The organism is Stutzerimonas sp. Brlt_14 (genome assembly GCF_051948915.1).
GTDB lineage: Bacteria > Pseudomonadota > Gammaproteobacteria > Pseudomonadales > Pseudomonadaceae > Stutzerimonas > Stutzerimonas stutzeri.
The window spans coordinates 180,192-195,037 of the sequence record NZ_JAYJLM010000005.1 but is presented as its reverse complement, the minus strand read 5'-3'; the positions used below and the strand labels follow the sequence as shown (position 1 = coordinate 195,037).

General features: G+C 66.9%; 14 protein-coding genes. 8 read left to right on the top strand and 6 right to left on the bottom strand.

Annotated elements, in window-relative coordinates; genetic code table 11:
• Positions 1–8 precede the first annotated feature (8 nt).
• The 3 genes from VF716_RS14080 to VF716_RS14070 form a co-directional block, all read right to left on the bottom strand.
• Entirely contained in the window at positions 9–845 is an 837-nt protein-coding gene (locus tag VF716_RS14080) for a CvfB family protein (RefSeq protein WP_013982281.1), read from the bottom strand.
• A 31-nt stretch (positions 846–876) separates the two neighbouring features.
• A complete protein-coding gene (locus VF716_RS14075) occupies positions 877–3,210 on the bottom strand; it encodes a glucose/quinate/shikimate family membrane-bound PQQ-dependent dehydrogenase (RefSeq protein WP_125849841.1) in 2,334 nt (777 codons plus the stop codon).
• 155 nt (positions 3,211–3,365) lie between these two features.
• Entirely contained in the window at positions 3,366–4,514 is a 1,149-nt protein-coding gene (locus VF716_RS14070; protein WP_020307365.1) for a PQQ-dependent sugar dehydrogenase, read from the bottom strand.
• Between VF716_RS14070 and VF716_RS14065 the strand changes: the two genes are divergently transcribed.
• The 5 genes from VF716_RS14065 to VF716_RS14045 all read left to right on the top strand — a co-directional run bounded on the left by VF716_RS14065 (position 4,503) and on the right by VF716_RS14045 (position 7,200).
• Entirely contained in the window at positions 4,503–4,643 is a 141-nt protein-coding gene (locus VF716_RS14065) for a hypothetical protein (protein ID WP_155397267.1), read from the top strand. The two genes, VF716_RS14070 and VF716_RS14065, sit on opposite strands and share 12 nt — an antisense overlap.
• A 48-nt stretch (positions 4,644–4,691) precedes the next feature.
• Complete coding sequence (locus tag VF716_RS14060; protein WP_013982276.1) at positions 4,692–4,871, top strand: hypothetical protein; 180 nt, start codon at positions 4,692–4,694, stop codon at positions 4,869–4,871.
• 84 nt (positions 4,872–4,955) lie between these two features.
• On the top strand, positions 4,956–5,681 hold the full coding sequence (locus VF716_RS14055; protein WP_013982275.1) for an RNA pseudouridine synthase: 726 nt from the start codon (positions 4,956–4,958) through the stop codon (positions 5,679–5,681).
• A gap of 118 nt (positions 5,682–5,799) precedes the next feature.
• Positions 5,800–6,570, top strand: coding sequence for a hypothetical protein (locus tag VF716_RS14050; RefSeq protein WP_011912623.1), 771 nt, complete (start codon positions 5,800–5,802; stop codon positions 6,568–6,570).
• Between the two features lie 78 nt (positions 6,571–6,648).
• Positions 6,649–7,200 (top strand): hypothetical protein, encoded by a 552-nt coding sequence (locus tag VF716_RS14045; RefSeq protein WP_020307364.1) that lies wholly within the window; start codon positions 6,649–6,651, stop codon positions 7,198–7,200.
• Between the two features lie 23 nt (positions 7,201–7,223).
• Here the strand turns inward: VF716_RS14045 and VF716_RS14040 are convergent, their stop codons facing one another.
• Positions 7,224–7,412 (bottom strand): hypothetical protein, encoded by a 189-nt coding sequence (locus VF716_RS14040; protein WP_013982273.1) that lies wholly within the window; start codon positions 7,410–7,412, stop codon positions 7,224–7,226.
• Between the two features lie 178 nt (positions 7,413–7,590).
• On the opposite strand from VF716_RS14040, the gene VF716_RS14035 reads away from it, so the two are divergent.
• Positions 7,591–8,454, top strand: a complete 864-nt coding sequence (locus VF716_RS14035; protein WP_020307363.1) for a DUF6279 family lipoprotein — start codon at positions 7,591–7,593, stop codon at positions 8,452–8,454.
• Positions 8,455–8,464: 10 nt separating this feature from the next.
• Here the strand turns inward: VF716_RS14035 and VF716_RS14030 are convergent, their stop codons facing one another.
• Positions 8,465–12,784: a DEAD/DEAH box helicase gene (locus VF716_RS14030; protein WP_440552759.1), complete on the bottom strand. Its 4,320-nt coding sequence runs from the start codon at positions 12,782–12,784 to the stop codon at positions 8,465–8,467.
• Between the two features lie 117 nt (positions 12,785–12,901).
• Between VF716_RS14030 and VF716_RS14025 the strand changes: the two genes are divergently transcribed.
• Both VF716_RS14025 and VF716_RS14020 read left to right on the top strand, forming a co-directional pair.
• The gene (locus VF716_RS14025; RefSeq protein ID WP_013982271.1) at positions 12,902–13,207 is read left to right on the top strand and encodes a hypothetical protein; all 306 of its coding nucleotides are present in this window, start codon (positions 12,902–12,904) and stop codon (positions 13,205–13,207) included.
• Between the two features lie 9 nt (positions 13,208–13,216).
• The gene (locus VF716_RS14020) at positions 13,217–13,912 is read left to right on the top strand and encodes an SDR family oxidoreductase (protein WP_011912618.1); all 696 of its coding nucleotides are present in this window, start codon (positions 13,217–13,219) and stop codon (positions 13,910–13,912) included.
• Positions 13,913–13,921: 9 nt separating this feature from the next.
• Here the strand turns inward: VF716_RS14020 and VF716_RS14015 are convergent, their stop codons facing one another.
• The gene (locus VF716_RS14015; RefSeq protein WP_125459690.1) at positions 13,922–14,737 is read right to left on the bottom strand and encodes an OBAP family protein; all 816 of its coding nucleotides are present in this window, start codon (positions 14,735–14,737) and stop codon (positions 13,922–13,924) included.
• Positions 14,738–14,846 lie beyond the last annotated feature (109 nt).

Genomic DNA, 14,846 nt, shown 5'->3' with positions numbered 1-14,846 from the left:
GACGCGCATCAGGGGCGCTCGATGCGGTCCGGGTGGATGACGATGCGGCCCTGCTTGTAGAGCCCGCCGATGGCCTTCTTGAAGTTGCCCTTGCTGACACCGAACCGCCGCGCGATCTCTTCGGCCGGGCTCTTGTCGCTCACAGCCAGTACGCCCTGATTTTCCTCCAGTTGCTGGAGGATCAGCGCCTGCAGCGCATCGGTCGCCTCGCTGCCGATCGGCTGCAGGCTCAGGCTGATCTTGCCGTCGGCGCGCAGCTCGCGGATGTAACCCCGCTCACGCATGCCGCCGCGCAGGAACTTGAACACCTCATTCTTGTGGATCAATCCCCAGTGCTGGCCGTTGATGATCGCCTTGTAGCCGAGATCGGTCGGTTCGACGATCAGCAGGTCCACCGCGTCGCCCACCCGGTAGCGCGCCGGCGTCTTGTCCAGATGGCGATCCAGCCGTGCGGTGGCGGTGATGCGACGGGTGCGCTGGTCAATGTACACGTAGACCACACAGTAGTCGCCGACTTGCAGCGGCCGCTTCTCCTCCGAGTGCGGCAGTAGCAGATCCTTGGGCAGCCCCCAGTCGAGGAAAAGCCCGACGCGGTTGATTTCCGCCACCTTGAGACTGGCGAACTCGCCGACCTGCACCCTGGGCTTCTCCGTGGTCGCGATCAGCTTGTCCTCGCTGTCGAGGTAGACGAACACGTTCAGCCAGTCGTCCACCTCGGTCGGCACATCCTTGGGGATGTAGCGGTTGGGCAGCAGAATCTCGCCATCCGGCCCGCCGTCGAGGTAGAGGCCGAAACCGGTGTGCTTGACGATCTGCAGGCTGTTGTAACGTCCGATGGCGGCCATGGCGGGTGTCCCAGTGATGAAGGCGGCGATTCTAGCGGCGCGGCAAGGCATAAGCGATGACTGAATCCCCTGCCTTGGTGCCCAGCGAGCCATGCCCGCCGGCGACCACCACCACCATCTGCCGCCCGGAACGGCTCTGGTAGGTCATCGGCGTCGCCTGGCCGCCAGCCGGCAGGCGCGCCTTCCACAGCTCGCGACCGGTACTGACGTCGTACGCACGCAGATAGTAGTCCAGCGTGCCGCTGAGAAACGCCACGCCACCGGCGGTGACCATCGGCCCGCCCAGGCTCGGTACTCCCATCTTGAACGGCAGCGGAATCGGCGAGCGATCCCGCACGGTGCCGTTCTTGCGCAGCCAGTGGGTCTTGCCGGTGCGCAGGTCGGCGCCCGCCACATAGCCCCACGGCGGCGCGGTGCACGGCAAGCCGATCGGCGATACGAAGGCCTCCAGTTCCACCGCGAATGGCGAGCCGAAGTTCTCGTTGAGAAACGGCTCCTTGTCCGAGACATAGGTCGTCTCGTCGTCCTCACGCGGGATCAGCCGCGAAGTGAAGGCCAGGTACGCCGGTGTGCTGAACACCATCTGGCGTACCGGATCGACCGCCACCCCACCCCAGTTGAAGACGCCGAAGTTACCCGGATGAACCAGCGTGCCCTGGGTGGAGGGTGGCGTGTAGCGTCCCTCGTAGCGCAGCGAATGGAACTGGATATGGCACATCATCTGGTCGATCAGCGTGGCCCCCCAGAGGTCCTTGCCCTGCAGCTTCGGCGGTTCGTAGGACAGTGCCGACGCAGGCTGCGTGCTGGCGACCCAGTCGCCTTCGGCCGCACCTTGTGGCGCGGGCACCTCCCGCACCGGCAGGATCGGCTCGCCGGTGCGGCGGTCCAGCACATAGATGTCGCCCTGCTTGGTCGGCGCCACCAGCGCCGGCACCGGCCCCTCCTCCGTCTGGATGTCGATCAGGCTAGGCTGTGCCGGCACATCCATGTCCCAGAGGTCGTGCCGCACGGTCTGGAAAACCCAGCGCAGCTGGCCGCTATCCAGGTCGAGCGCCACGATGGAGGAGGAAAAACGCTCGCTGTTCTCGCTGCGCCGCCCGCCCCACTGATCCGGCACCTGGTTGCCGAGCGGAATGTAGACCAGCCCCAGCGTCTCGTCCGCGCTGGAAATGCTCCAGCTGTTCGGGCTGCTGGCGCTGTATGTCTGCCCGGCAGCGATGGGCGCGGTCTCGTCGGGGTTGCCCGGGTCCCAGTTCCACAGCAGCTTGCCGGTATAGACGTCATAGGCGCGAATGACCCCGGACGGCTCGTTGGCGCGCACGTTGTCGTTCACCGCGCCGCCGATGATCACCCGGTCGCGCGCGACCACCGGCGGAGAGGTCGAGTAGTAGAAACCCTCTTTTACGTGGGGCATGTTGGCCCACAGGTCCACTTCGCCGTTGTCGCCGAAGCCGGGGCATATCTCGCCGGTTCTGGCATCCAGCGCGATCAACCGGGCGTCGGCAGTGGGCATGAACAGCCGCTGGCGACAGCTCTGCGCCTGGCTGGAGGCGGGAGCGGCATGATAGGAAAGCCCACGACAGGTCAGGTGCTGGCGGTTGACCGAATGCGGCACCTTGGGATCGAAGCGCCAGCGCTCTTCGCCGGTCTCGGCATCCAGGGCGATCACCAGGTTGTGCGGCGTGCACAGGTAGAGGCTGTCGTCGACCTTCAGCGGAGTGACCTCGTAGGTGGTCTCGTCCGGGTCGTCCGGACCGCGCAGATCGCCGGTCTGGTAGTGCCAGACCGGCTCCAGGCGCTCGACGTTCTGCGGAGTGATCTGCGCCAACGGCGAATAGCGCTGGCCATGCTGGGTACGCCCGTAGGCATGCCAGTCGCCCTCCGGCACGCTGTCGTCGACGGCAGGCGCATCGGCCAATGGCGGCGGCAGCATGCCTTTGATGTCCTGGCTGTCGCGCCCCACCGCATAGATGACCGCCACACCCCAGAGCAACACCGCCAGCATCAGCGGAAGCGCTGCACCACCCCAGGCACGGAAGCCGAAATGCTGCCAGCCCAGGCGACGCGCGATCCATGGTGTTAGCAGCCATAGGCCGAGCGGCGCGATGATGCTGCCGCGTGGCGCCAGTTGCCACCAGTCCAGGCCGACTTCGTACAACGCCCAGCCGAGCGCACCGAGCATGAGCAGGGCGTACACCCACAGCGCCGTGCGGCGGCGCATCAGCAGCAGGACACCGGTCAGCAGAAAGCCGGCCGCCAGGATGGCGAAGTACCAGGTTCCGCCGAGGCTGATGACCTTTGCACCGCCGACGCCAAGCGCCAGCCCGACGATGATGCAGAACAATCCGCTGATGACTACTGCCACGGCGCCAACTCCTCGCTCTTGTTATTCGACCTGCACACATTCCAGATGACCGGCACGGACGGCCATCACTGGAATGGGACAGGCGATGAGCGGGAATGCTCCATGGAAACGGCAGTGCGGCGGAGCAGGCCGCCTGCCCGCCGCTGCCCCGGCGATTAGTTGCTGTCCAGCCCTACCTGCAGCAGCTTGCCGTCAGCGGCATCGGTGAGCAGGTAAAGGAAGCCGTCCGGCCCCACACGCACGTCACGGATACGCGCATTCAGGTCCTTGAGCAGACGCTCCTCGCCGACGATCCGATCGCCATCCAGCTGCAGCCGGATCAGCGACAGGTCTACCAGGGCGCCGATGAACAGGCTGCGCTGCCAGGCCGGGAAACGCTCGGCATCGTAGAACGCCATGCCGCTGATACCCGGCGATTTGTCCCAGACGTGATGAGGCGGCTCGGTGCCCTTCACGGTTTTACCCTGGGCCTCCGGGATCGGCAGCATGCTGTAGTTGATGCCATGGGTCGCCAGCGGCCAGCCATAGTTCTTGCCGGCCTGAGGGATGTTGATCTCGTCGCCACCACGCGGGCCATGTTCGTGCGTCCAGAGCACGCCGCTCCAGGGGTTGAGCGCGGCCCCCTGCTGATTGCGATGGCCGTAGGACCAGATTTCCGGACGCACGCCGTCGCGCCCCACGAAGGGATTGTCGTCGGGCACGCTGCCGTCCAGGCCGATGCGCACCACCTTGCCCTGATGCTTGTCGAGGTCCTGCGAGGTGGAGCGCTGGTTGTTCTCGCCCAGCGCCACGAACAGATGGCCGTTGCCATCGAAGACCAGCCGCGAGCCGAAATGAATGCCGCTGGACAGCTTGGGCAGCTGGCGGAAGATCACCTCGAAGTTTTCCAGCCGGGATCGATCATCACTGAGCCGGCCGCGACCGACGGCCGTCCCGGCCTTGCCGTCCTCGCCAACCTCGGCGTAGCTCAGATAGACCAGGCGGTCCTGCTCGAACGCCGGCGACAGCCGGACATCGAGCAGGCCACCCTGCGCGCGGGCGAATACGTCCGGCACGCCAGCCAGCGGTTCCGATCGGCTGCCATCGAGCCCCACCAGCCGCAGCCGACCGGGCCGCTCGGTCACCAGCATGTGCTCGCCATCCGGAAGAAAGGCCAGCCCCCACGGGTTCTCCAGCCCCGCGGCGATCTCCTTGACGGTTACCTGCCCCGCCTCGCTGGGAAAGCGTTGCGTTTCAGCGGCAACCTGGAACGAAGCGGCAATGACGAAACCGCAGAGCGTGGTGCGAATGGCTTGGCGCAGCATGAAGGTCCTCCGGTGATGGGGCGTTGTGATTCCCAGATACGCCGCTTCATTGAAGACCAGAGCGTCGGCTCGGTGGTTGCGAAAACGCTTCAAGAAATGACCGACCGTAAAAAGCTGAACAAAATTTGATCAAATCTGTATAATGCCCGGTTCGACTGATTGAAGGAAAAGCGATCCATGGCCACCAAAACCACCAGCGCCAAGCGCAAACCCGAACCCGCGACCGAAACCAGCCAGTCCCTGGCAGAGCAGATGGCCGCGTTCCTCAAGGCCGGCGGTGAGATCCAGACCATCCCCAACGGCGTGAGTGGCCAGACCCAGGGCCCGTCCCGGCAGATCACCATCAGCAAGAAGTGATGCGCTGACACGAACCGCTTTCGGCGAGCCGCTCTGTACAGGCTCGCCGCGTTCCACCTCCTTCCTGATTTCTCCGAGTATCCCATGACCGATCCCGTGCGCCTTGCCAAACGCGTCGCCGAGCAATTCGGCTGTTCCCGGCGCGAGGCCGAGCTGTACATCGAGGGCGGCTGGGTCACTGTCGACGGCGAGCTGGTCGAAGCGCCCTTCCTCAAGGTAGGTCCGCAGCAACGTATCGAACTGCAGCCCGGCGCCACGGCGAAGGAAATCGCCCCAGTGACGCTGCTGCTGCACAAGCCAGCCGAACTCCCGATCGACAGTGATAACGATGGCCCCCGCCGTGCGCTGCAGGCCAGCGAGCACTGGGTCGATGATCCGTCCCGCGCCGAACCACTGCAGCGTCACCTGCTGCGCCATACCTTGCTGCTGCCCCTGGATGCCGATGCCAGCGGCCTGAGCGTGCTCAGCCAGCAGCGTGAAGTGATCCGCCTGCTCGGCGACACGCGCAACAAGCTCGAGCAGGAGTACGTCGTCGAGGTCAGCGGCGAAGCGGAAGAAGGTGGCCTGGCGCTGCTGGCCAAGGGAATCGGGCATCGTGGCAGGATCCTGCCCAAGGCCAAGGTCAGCTGGCAGAGCGAAAACCGCCTGCGCGTGGTGGTCAAGGAACCCGCACCAGGCGAGGTTCGCATGCTCTGCGAGGCCATCGGCCTGCGCGTCGTCGCCAGCAAGCGCATACGCATCGGCCGACTGTCGATGGCCAAGCTGCCGGTGGGGCACTGGCGCTTTCTCGGCGAACACGAGCGTTTCTGACGCTACCGCCTGCACCAGTCGGCGGAGCGCGCTTGCCTTGCCCGCCGCGCTGAATCAGTCTTGAGCGCTGGGCCGGGGCAATTCGCCACGACGGCCCACCCTCCAAGACAGGACCGCGATGCAGAAACTGCTGCTCTTGTTGCTGATTCTTCTATCGCTGCATACCCAGGCGGCCGAGCCTGTCACTGTCTGGGCCTATCAACCTTCTCCGCCGTTCGCCTCCGGCCAGAGCCCCGGCCTGTCCGAAACCCTGGTACAGCTGCTCAACGAGCACCCGACCAACCAGGGTCGTTACGAATTCCGCCTGACGCAGCTGCCGCGAAAGCGACTCGATGCCCGGCTCGCCGCCAACGAACCGGGCATTCTTTTATGGGCCACACCGGAGTTCTTTCCCGAACGGTTAACCGCTCGGGCCAGCTGGACGCGACCGCTGCTCTGCGACATTCAGGATTTCGTCTCGCGGCGGGCGGCTCCGGTCGACTATGACGGCCCGCGCTCGCTGCACGGCCTGCGCCTGGGCGGAATCCTCGGGCATCGCTATCGCACACTGCAGGCGGATATCGACAAGGGGCTGATCCGCCGCGAAGACGTGCATACGGACCTTCAGAATCTGAACAAGCTGCTCTCAGGGCGCATCGATGTCGCCCTCATCCCGCGCTCGTCACGCCTGTTCTACAGCCTGACCGAGGTGCCAGAAGCGCAGCTGCACGTTTCACCGAGCCCCCTGTACGTGTTCGACCGCCACGTGCTCATGACTGCCAGCCTGCCCGCCGCGACCACGCAGTACATCCAGCAGCTTGTCGCCGACCTGCCGCACAGTGCCCGCTGGCAGACGTTGCTGCGACGCTATGGCCTGCAACAGATGAACGCGCCCTGCCCCAATTTCTAAGCGAACGTAAGCCGCACTGGCGAATCGAAGCAGGCACGCCCCATACTGGCGAAAAGAGAACGGAGTACCAATTCAGCCATGAAAAAGGCATTGCTCTTCGGCCTGCTGTTGACTCTCGGCGGTTGCGCCAGCCAATCCTGCGATCGCGCCTGGGACGACGGCGGCTGTCGCGCCGAGCGTCTGCTGTACCAGAACGATCTGATGCAGGCCAAGATTCTGATATCGGTCGGTGATGAAGACAGCTACGAACTGGCCCAGGCCCTGCTCGATCGCAGCGCGCGGCTGGATCGGCGCGGTGAGACCGAGTTCTACCAGGCACTGCTGCTGATCCGTCAGGGCCCGGAGCCCTCCGAAGTGCTGCAATTGCTGGAGAAGGCCAAGCGCAAGGGCCATCCGCACGCGGTGGCGCTGCTCTACAAGATCTACCAGGAGCCCTATCTGATCGAGCAGGCGGACCCGATCAGGGCCGAGGGCTATCGACAGGCCTACGGCGAACTGGACGTCGCGCGCAGCGGCTACCCATCGTTCGACAAATCGCTGGAACTGGTCGATCAGCTGGTTGCGCCACCGCCACCCTCTGTGCCGTACCAGGCACCATGCCCGCAACACTGCCTGGAGCAGTCACGCTAGCATCGCGGGCTGGCGAGGAGCGATCAGGGCGCAGGGGTCTGCGAAATCCGCGGTTCCTCTTCGCCGTCTGCGACCGCGCGCGCTTCCGCTTCGGTGGCGTAAGGGCCGCCGACGATGGTGCCGTTCAGTTCCACCACCCAGCATACGGCCCAGGTCGGGCGCCAGGCTTTGGGTACGTCTTCGCCGCTGAGGTGCTTGATCTGCGAGGTCATGGCGTTTCTCCATTGCTACTGAGACAAGACGGCCGTCCGCGCCGCGGAGCCGGCCCCATGCAATGCAGACCACAAGCCGGCACGCTTTGCTCGTCCCGATCGACGAAACGGACCGAGCCAGAACCCTTGGCGGCAGCTGGGCTCTACACACACAGGTGCCGCCCGCTGAGGAAAGACGATGCGCTCCACCAGCCGCCTGTTTCTGCTGATGTTGCTCTGCACCTTCCTGCTGGTCGGCTGCAGCCGCGCAACCCTGGTCTACCGCAATCTCGACACGCTGATTCCCTGGACACTCAACGATTACCTGGACCTGGACCGCACCCAGCAGCGCGAACTGCGCCAACGGCTGCGCGAACACCTGGCCTGGCACTGCAGCACCCAGTTGCCGGAACTCCTGGCCAGGCTTGACCGGCTGGAGCGAAGCAGTGCCGACGGCCAACTCCAGCCGAGCGATCTGGAGCCACACTACCGCGGCGTACGCGACGCCATGCACAGCATCGCGGTGGAGGTCACCCCGACCGCCACCGATCTGCTGCGGGCATTGAACGACGCGCAAGTCGAGGAACTGCGCAAGGCGTTGGACGAGAACCGCCGTGAACACCGGGAGAAATACCTCGAGCCGCCCTTGGAGCAGCAGATCCGCGAACGCGCCGAGCGCATGCAGGAGCGCCTGCAGTACTGGTTCGGCCCGCTGAACGCGCAGCAGCGCCAGCGCGTGCTGCGCTGGGCGCACACCCTGAGCGAGCAGAACAGCCGCTGGCTGCGCAATCGCGAGCAATGGCAGACCATGCTGCTGGCCGCCGTCGAGCAGCGCCACGGCGCCGATTTCGATAAGCGTATCGCCCGGCTCTTGCAGGATCGCGAAGCGCTGCTGAACGAAGATGACCGCGCGGCGCTGCAACGCGCAGAACAGGCCGGTCTGGAACTGGTGGCCGACCTCCATCGTCTGGCCGACGACGGCCAGCGCGCCCATTTGAGCGGACGGCTGACGCAGCTGCAGAGCGACTTCGGCAGTCTGAAGTGCCTGGCCCAGGCCGGCTGACGACCGGGCCTCAGCGCCCCGTCGAGGTCAGCCGACGCAGGGCCTCACGCTGCGCCGGCTCGTCGAGGTCGAGCAACCACTGCGGCTTGCCCGCCACCAGCGCCGCCAGCGGCACGCCATCGCGGTAGAGGATGCGGTTGCCCGGCAGCGCCGGCACCTTGCTGCCCGGCAACAGCGTCCCCAACTGATTCAGCGGATCGACCGCCGAGACCGCCAGCAGCTCGCCCGCCAACGGCCGCTTGCGCACCTCGCGCAACAGCGCCAGCGCTTCCGGCAGGGCGAACTGCTCGCCCGCCACGCCTGCGACGAAACGCCCGCCGCGGATCTCGCCACGCGCTTCCAGCCGGTGGTATACCCGCAACAGCTCGCGCCAGGGCGGCAGCCAGTCCGCCTCGCGCGCCAGCAGTCGCCAGAACACCACGCCGTAACGGCGCAGCAGCACGCGGGCAATATGCTCCAGCGCCTCAGCCGAAAAGCCGGAGCGGCCGGTCGTTTCCTCGGCCTCGGCAGGTTTGCGCACCAGCGCCCAGCGCCCCGCGTCGGCCATACCGCCGATAAAGGCGCCTCCGCGGGTTCGCCGCGCCGTGCGCGAACGCTTGCTGGCCGGCGTCAGCAGCGCGCGCAGGCCGGCGAAGCTGTCGGCGTTCACCAGCCCGACCGCCACCAGTTCGCCCAGGGCGTCCTCCAGTTCGCTGCGCAGCAGATGGGCATCGTGCTGCAGTTCGTCGAAGAACAGCGCGCCATGGGTCTGCAGGCAATCGAACACGCGCTGCGCCCGCGATGACAGTTCCGGCGCGGGCGCGTCGCTGGCCAATGCATGCCAGGCACCGAGCTGGCGCCGCGGCAACAGTACGATAGGCGTGCCACGTACCGGCCCGCCGCTGGCCTTGAGACGCCCGGACAGCCGCGTCCAGACAATGCGACCGGAGCGGCACAGCTCATCCAGCCAAGTGCTGCCGTAATCCTTCAGACGGGCCGGCAGCAAGTCGCTTTCCCAGGCCGTCGCGGCCGCCTGGAAGCCTTCCAGCTGCTCGACCAGTGTGCCCAGCGCCTCGCGCCCCTGCATGCGGGTGCCCGCCGACAGATGCTGCCAGTCGGCGAGAAAGCGCATGCAGTCGGCAAGCTCCACCGGCTCGATCTCGCGGCGCAGGCGCTTGACCGTGTAGCGATGGATGCGCGCCAGCAGGTGCCGCTCGCACCACTCGTCCTCGCTCGCTCCCGGGCTGAAGCGCCCGCGCAACACATAGCCCTGGGCCTCCAGACGGGTCAGCGCCAGCGCCACCGCCGAGGCCGGCAGGGCCAGCGGTCTAGCGATCAGCGGTACCGGCAGCGGCGCGAAACCGCCCAGACGGGCGCGGATCAGTTCCACCAGCGCCTCCTCTTCGTCGAGCAGCTGGTCATAGCCGGCCGGCAATGGCAGACACGGCTCGCAGGCCGCCTGCGGATAGATCGAACGCAGCCAGGCCAGGCGCTCCAGCGGGGTCCAGAGCGCGCGGTCGTGAGCCACCTGCAGGCGTGTCGCCCGCCCCGCGCGGGCCAACTCGGCGAGCCATTGCAGCCAGTGCGGCTGCCCCGCCGCCTCGGCCTCGGCGATGCAGCCCAGCGCCGTCAGCGCCTCATGCAGCTCGTCGCTGTTGCGCGCCTCCGGCCAGGCCTCCGCCCCCACCGCCGCGATCGCCTCGGGGTCCAGCGCGCCAAGGTCGTCGGCCGACTCCGGATCACTCCAGCGACGGGCGAGCACCGCCTGGGTGCGTCGCTCTTCCAACGGGGCGTCGTCGAGAAAGGCGTACGGGCGCGCGCCGAGGATTTCCATGGCCAGTGGCGACGGCGACGGCAGGTCACGTGTCAGCAGCTCGACCTCTCCGCTCTCCATGCGCCGCAGCAGCGCCAGCCAACCCTCGCTGTCCATGGCCTCGTGCAGGCAGTCGTCGAGGGTCTGGCGCACCAGCGGGTGGTCGGGAATCTCCCGCTCACCCACGATGTTCTCCAGGCAGGCCACCTGATCGGGGAACACCGTGGCCAGCAGGTCTTCGCTTTTCATCCGCTGCAGCTGCGGCGCCACCTTGCGCCCGCCGGCCATGCGCGGCAGGGCCAGCGCGGTAGTGGCGATCCAGCGCCAGCGCACGCCGAACAGCGGCGCGTCGAGCAGCGCCTGGATCAGCACCTGTTCGGCACTGGCCGAATGCAGGTAGCGCCAGACCTCATCCAGCGCGAAGCTGTGACTGGTCGACAGCGAGAGGATGATCGCGTCCTCGGTGGCTGCCGCCTGCAGCTCGAAGTTGAAGGTGCGGCAGAAGCGCTTGCGCAGCGCCAGGCCCCAGGCACGGTTGATGCGGCTGCCATAGGGCGAGTGGATCACCAGCTGGGTGCCGCCGGACTCATCGAAGAAGCGCTCCATGATCAGCCGCCGCTGGGTCGGCAACGCGCCCAGCGCCGCACGTGCTCGGGACAGGTATTCGACGATCTGCTGCGCGGCTTCGCGTGGGATGCCCGGGGTACCGGCGAGCCAATCGATCACCGGCTGCAGGCGTTCGGCCGCTTGCGACTCGGCGCTGGCCAGGCGCTGGTCGATTTCCCCGCGCAGGCGGGCGACCGCGAAGGACAGCTCGTCGCTGCGCCCTGGCGCTTCGCCGAGCCAGAACGGGATGCTTGGCGGCATGCCCTGGGCGTCCTCCACGCGCACCCGCCCCGCCTCGATCTTGAGGATGCGGTAGGAGGTGTTGCCGAGCTGGAACACGTCCCCGGCCAGGCTCTCCACGGCGAAATCCTCGTTCACCGTGCCGATGTTCAGCCCCTGCGGCTCCAGCAGCACGGCGTAGTCGGAGTTGTCGGCGATGGTGCCGCCGGAGGTCAGCGCGGTCAGCCGCCCGCCGCGGCGGCCGCGCAGGCTGCGGGTCGCCAGGTCGCGATGCAGATAGGCGCCGCGCGCGCCATGGCGAGTGGTATAGCCTTCGGCGAGCATCCTCAGCAGCGCCTGATAAGTGTCGTCATCCAGCACCGCATAGGGCATCGCCCGGCGCAGCAGCGCCAGCAGCGCGTCCTCCTGCCATTCACGGCTGGATACCTCGGCGACGATCTGCTGGGCCAGCACGTCCAGCGGCGCCGGGGGAATCCTCAGCGTGTCCAGTTCGCCGCGGCGCACGGCATCGAGCAGCGCGGCGCATTCGATCAGGTCATCACGCGAGCTGGGAAACAGGCGCCCCTTGGATACACCCGCCACCTGGTGACCGGCGCGTCCTACTCGTTGCAGGAAAGCGGCGATCGAACGCGGCGAGCCGAGCTGGCAGACCAGCTCCACGTCGCCGATGTCGATGCCCAGTTCCAGCGAGGCGGTGGCCACCAGCACCCGCAGTTCGCCGCGTTTGAGCTTCTGCTCGGCCGTCAGCCGCTGCTCGCGCGCCAGGCTGCCATGGTGCGCCGCCACCACCGCGCCGCCCAGCCGTTCGGCCAGATGGCGGGTGGTGCGCTCGGCCATGCGGCGCGTGTTGACGAACACCAGGGTGGTCCGATGCTCGCCGGCCAGCGCGGCCAGGCGGTCGTAGACCAGCGCCCAGGCATCGTTGCTCATTACCGCTTCCAGCGGCACCGGCGGGACTTCAAGCGCCAGGTCGCGGGCGCGGCCATGGCCGATATCGACGATCTCGCAGGGGCGCTCGGTTCCGACCAGAAAGCGCGCAACCGCGTCTATGGGCTTCTGTGTGGCGGACAACCCGACGCGCACCAGCGGTCGTTCGCAGAGCGCCTCCAGCCGCTCCAGCGACAACGCCAGGTGGCTGCCGCGCTTGTTGCCGGCGATGGCGTGGATCTCGTCGACGATCACGCTGCGCACATCGCGCAGCATCTGCCGCCCGGACTCGGAGCCGAGCAGCACGTAGAGCGATTCCGGCGTGGTGACCAGGATATGCGGCACCCGCTTGCGCATCGCGTTGCGCTCGGCCTGCGGCGTGTCGCCGGTGCGCACAGCGGTGCGAATGTCCACCGGCGGCAGGCCGAGCCGTTGCAGCTCGGCGCCGATGCCGGCCAGCGGTTGTTCGAGGTTGATATGGATATCGTTGGACAGCGCCTTGAGCGGCGACACGTAGAGCACCTGGGTGCCGTCGACCAGCCCGCCCTCGGTCAGGCCCTGCTGCACCAGCGCGTCGATGGCGGCGAGAAAGGCGGTCAGCGTCTTGCCCGAACCGGTCGGCGCGGCGACCAGGGTCGAGCGACCGGCGCGTACCAACGGCCAGGCTGCTGCCTGAGCCGGTGTCGGGGCGGGAAAGCTGCGGGAAAACCAGCCCGCCACGGCGGGATGGAAGCGGCACAGCGGATCGGGGGCAGGCATGCTCATGCCGATGAATATGGTGCCGCGCCTGCCATTGCACAAGCGACAGCCGGTCGGCTGTGGGGAAACGGCACCGGCATATGGCGGTCAACTCCAGACAACGGCAACGCAACGGAGACGATCATGACCACAACGCCCCTGAGCCTGGACAACGCGATGCAACTGGCCTCGGAAGCCTTTTTGCCCTGTGGCTGCGTGACCAGCGCCAACCCCGAAGACGACAGCTTCGGTTTCACCGTGATGAACGGCAGCGGCGAAGAACTCGCCCGGGTAGCGCAGGTGCGCGACTACGCCGACCCGCTGCGCATGGCCCAGGTCATCGAGCAGACCCGCCAGGAGCTGATCGACAAAGGCTGCACCCTGGAGCCCTGGACGATGCCCTTCATCACCGACGCCAGCGCCATTCCGGAAACCACTCCGAACTACTGAGGAGGCGGCATGAGCGATCCCGTTCTGTTGATCACCGGCGCCTCGTCCGGGATCGGTGCGGCCACCGCGCGCCAGGCCGCCAAGGCCGGCTATCGCCTGGCTCTGGCCGCGCGTTCGGCGGACAAGCTGCAGCGGCTGGTTGATGAAATCGGTCCGCAGCGCGCCATCGCCATCCGCTGCGACGTCACCGACTACGCCGAACAGCAGGCAATGGTGCAGCAGGTGCTGGAGCGCTTCGGCCAGCTCGATGCGGTCTACGCCAACGCCGGCATACCGGGCAGCGAAGGCGGCTTCAGCGCGGCCGACCCGGCGGTATGGAAGGAAATGCTGCTGACCAACGTCTACGGCGTCGGGCTGACGCTGCGCTGCACGCTCGCCGCGCTGAAGGCCAGCCGCGGCCATCTGCTGCTCACCGGCTCGGCGGCAGGGCGCTTCGTCATTCCCGGTTCGATGTACAGCGCCAGCAAATGGGCGGTGACCGGCATGGGCCTGAGCCTGCGCGAGGAGCTGCGCGGCAGCGGTGTACGGGTCACGCTGATCGAGCCGGGCATGGTCGATACGCCGCTGTTCGACGAGCCGCCGGCCTATGCCCTGCAACCGGAGGACATCGGCCGTGCGGTGGTCTATGCGCTGTCGCAACCGGCCCATGTGGATGTCAACGAAATCCTGATCCGCCCGACACCGCCGCTGCAGGACAAGCAATAGGCGCGGCGTTCAGTGCGGGTCGCTGCGCTGCTGCTGTTGCTGCAGGCGGCCCGACTCGTTGATCTCCGCCGGTCCGGCCGTATCGCCATGCTGGTGTTCACCCGCGCCACGCACCCGCTGCAACTGGATGACCTCGCCCTTCTCCCAGGCATTGGCAGCCGGGTCGACCTCGGGTTGCACGATCGATTCGCGGTCACGGCGCCTGGCCTGGGTATCCACACCCAGGCGCTCGTCACGGACCTTTTCCAGCGCCGGGTCGAGCTGGCCGTCGGCGGTAAAGCCCATCATCAGCGCCGGAATGCCGTAGGGCAGCTCCTTGTCTCGATCGGTATGCCAGGTATGCCAGGTCTTGCCGTAGGTGCTGACCACCTGTTCCATCAGCCGCCTTTCCGCTGCCTGCGGTAGACCCGGCGCAACCAGGCTGCCGGATTTCACCTCGTAGTCGTGGCTATGCCAGAGCTTCTTCTCCTCTTCCGGCAGGGTCTCGAACAGGCGCGCGCTGATGATGTACTCCACCCCCATCAGCTTTGCGTCGCGGCCGTTGCCGTCGTAGATCAGCGCCTGCATCACATCCTCGTTGAGACGGGTGACGTAGTGGTGCGCCTCCATCTGTCCGTTCATGTGGCCGTTGTAGAAGTGAAAGCCGTTGAGATAGGCGCTCACCGCATTCAGCGGGGCCTGCCCCTGCAACAGCCTTGCCCCCGCCTCCAGGGCATGGGTCTCGACGCTTTTCGGCTTGCCCGCGGCCTCGGTGTAGGACGCGGTGTCGTGCTGGGCGCAGGCGGCGAGCCCGAGCGCCGAGCACAGCATCAGAAACTGTCGCATGGATCGAACTCCTGCTTGGCTTCCTACAGGGAGTGGCCAGCGTCAGGCGAGTTCAGGACCGAGCAGAAACTTTTGCCCGGCCCGTCGGGTCGCTATGGGAGGCCGTTTC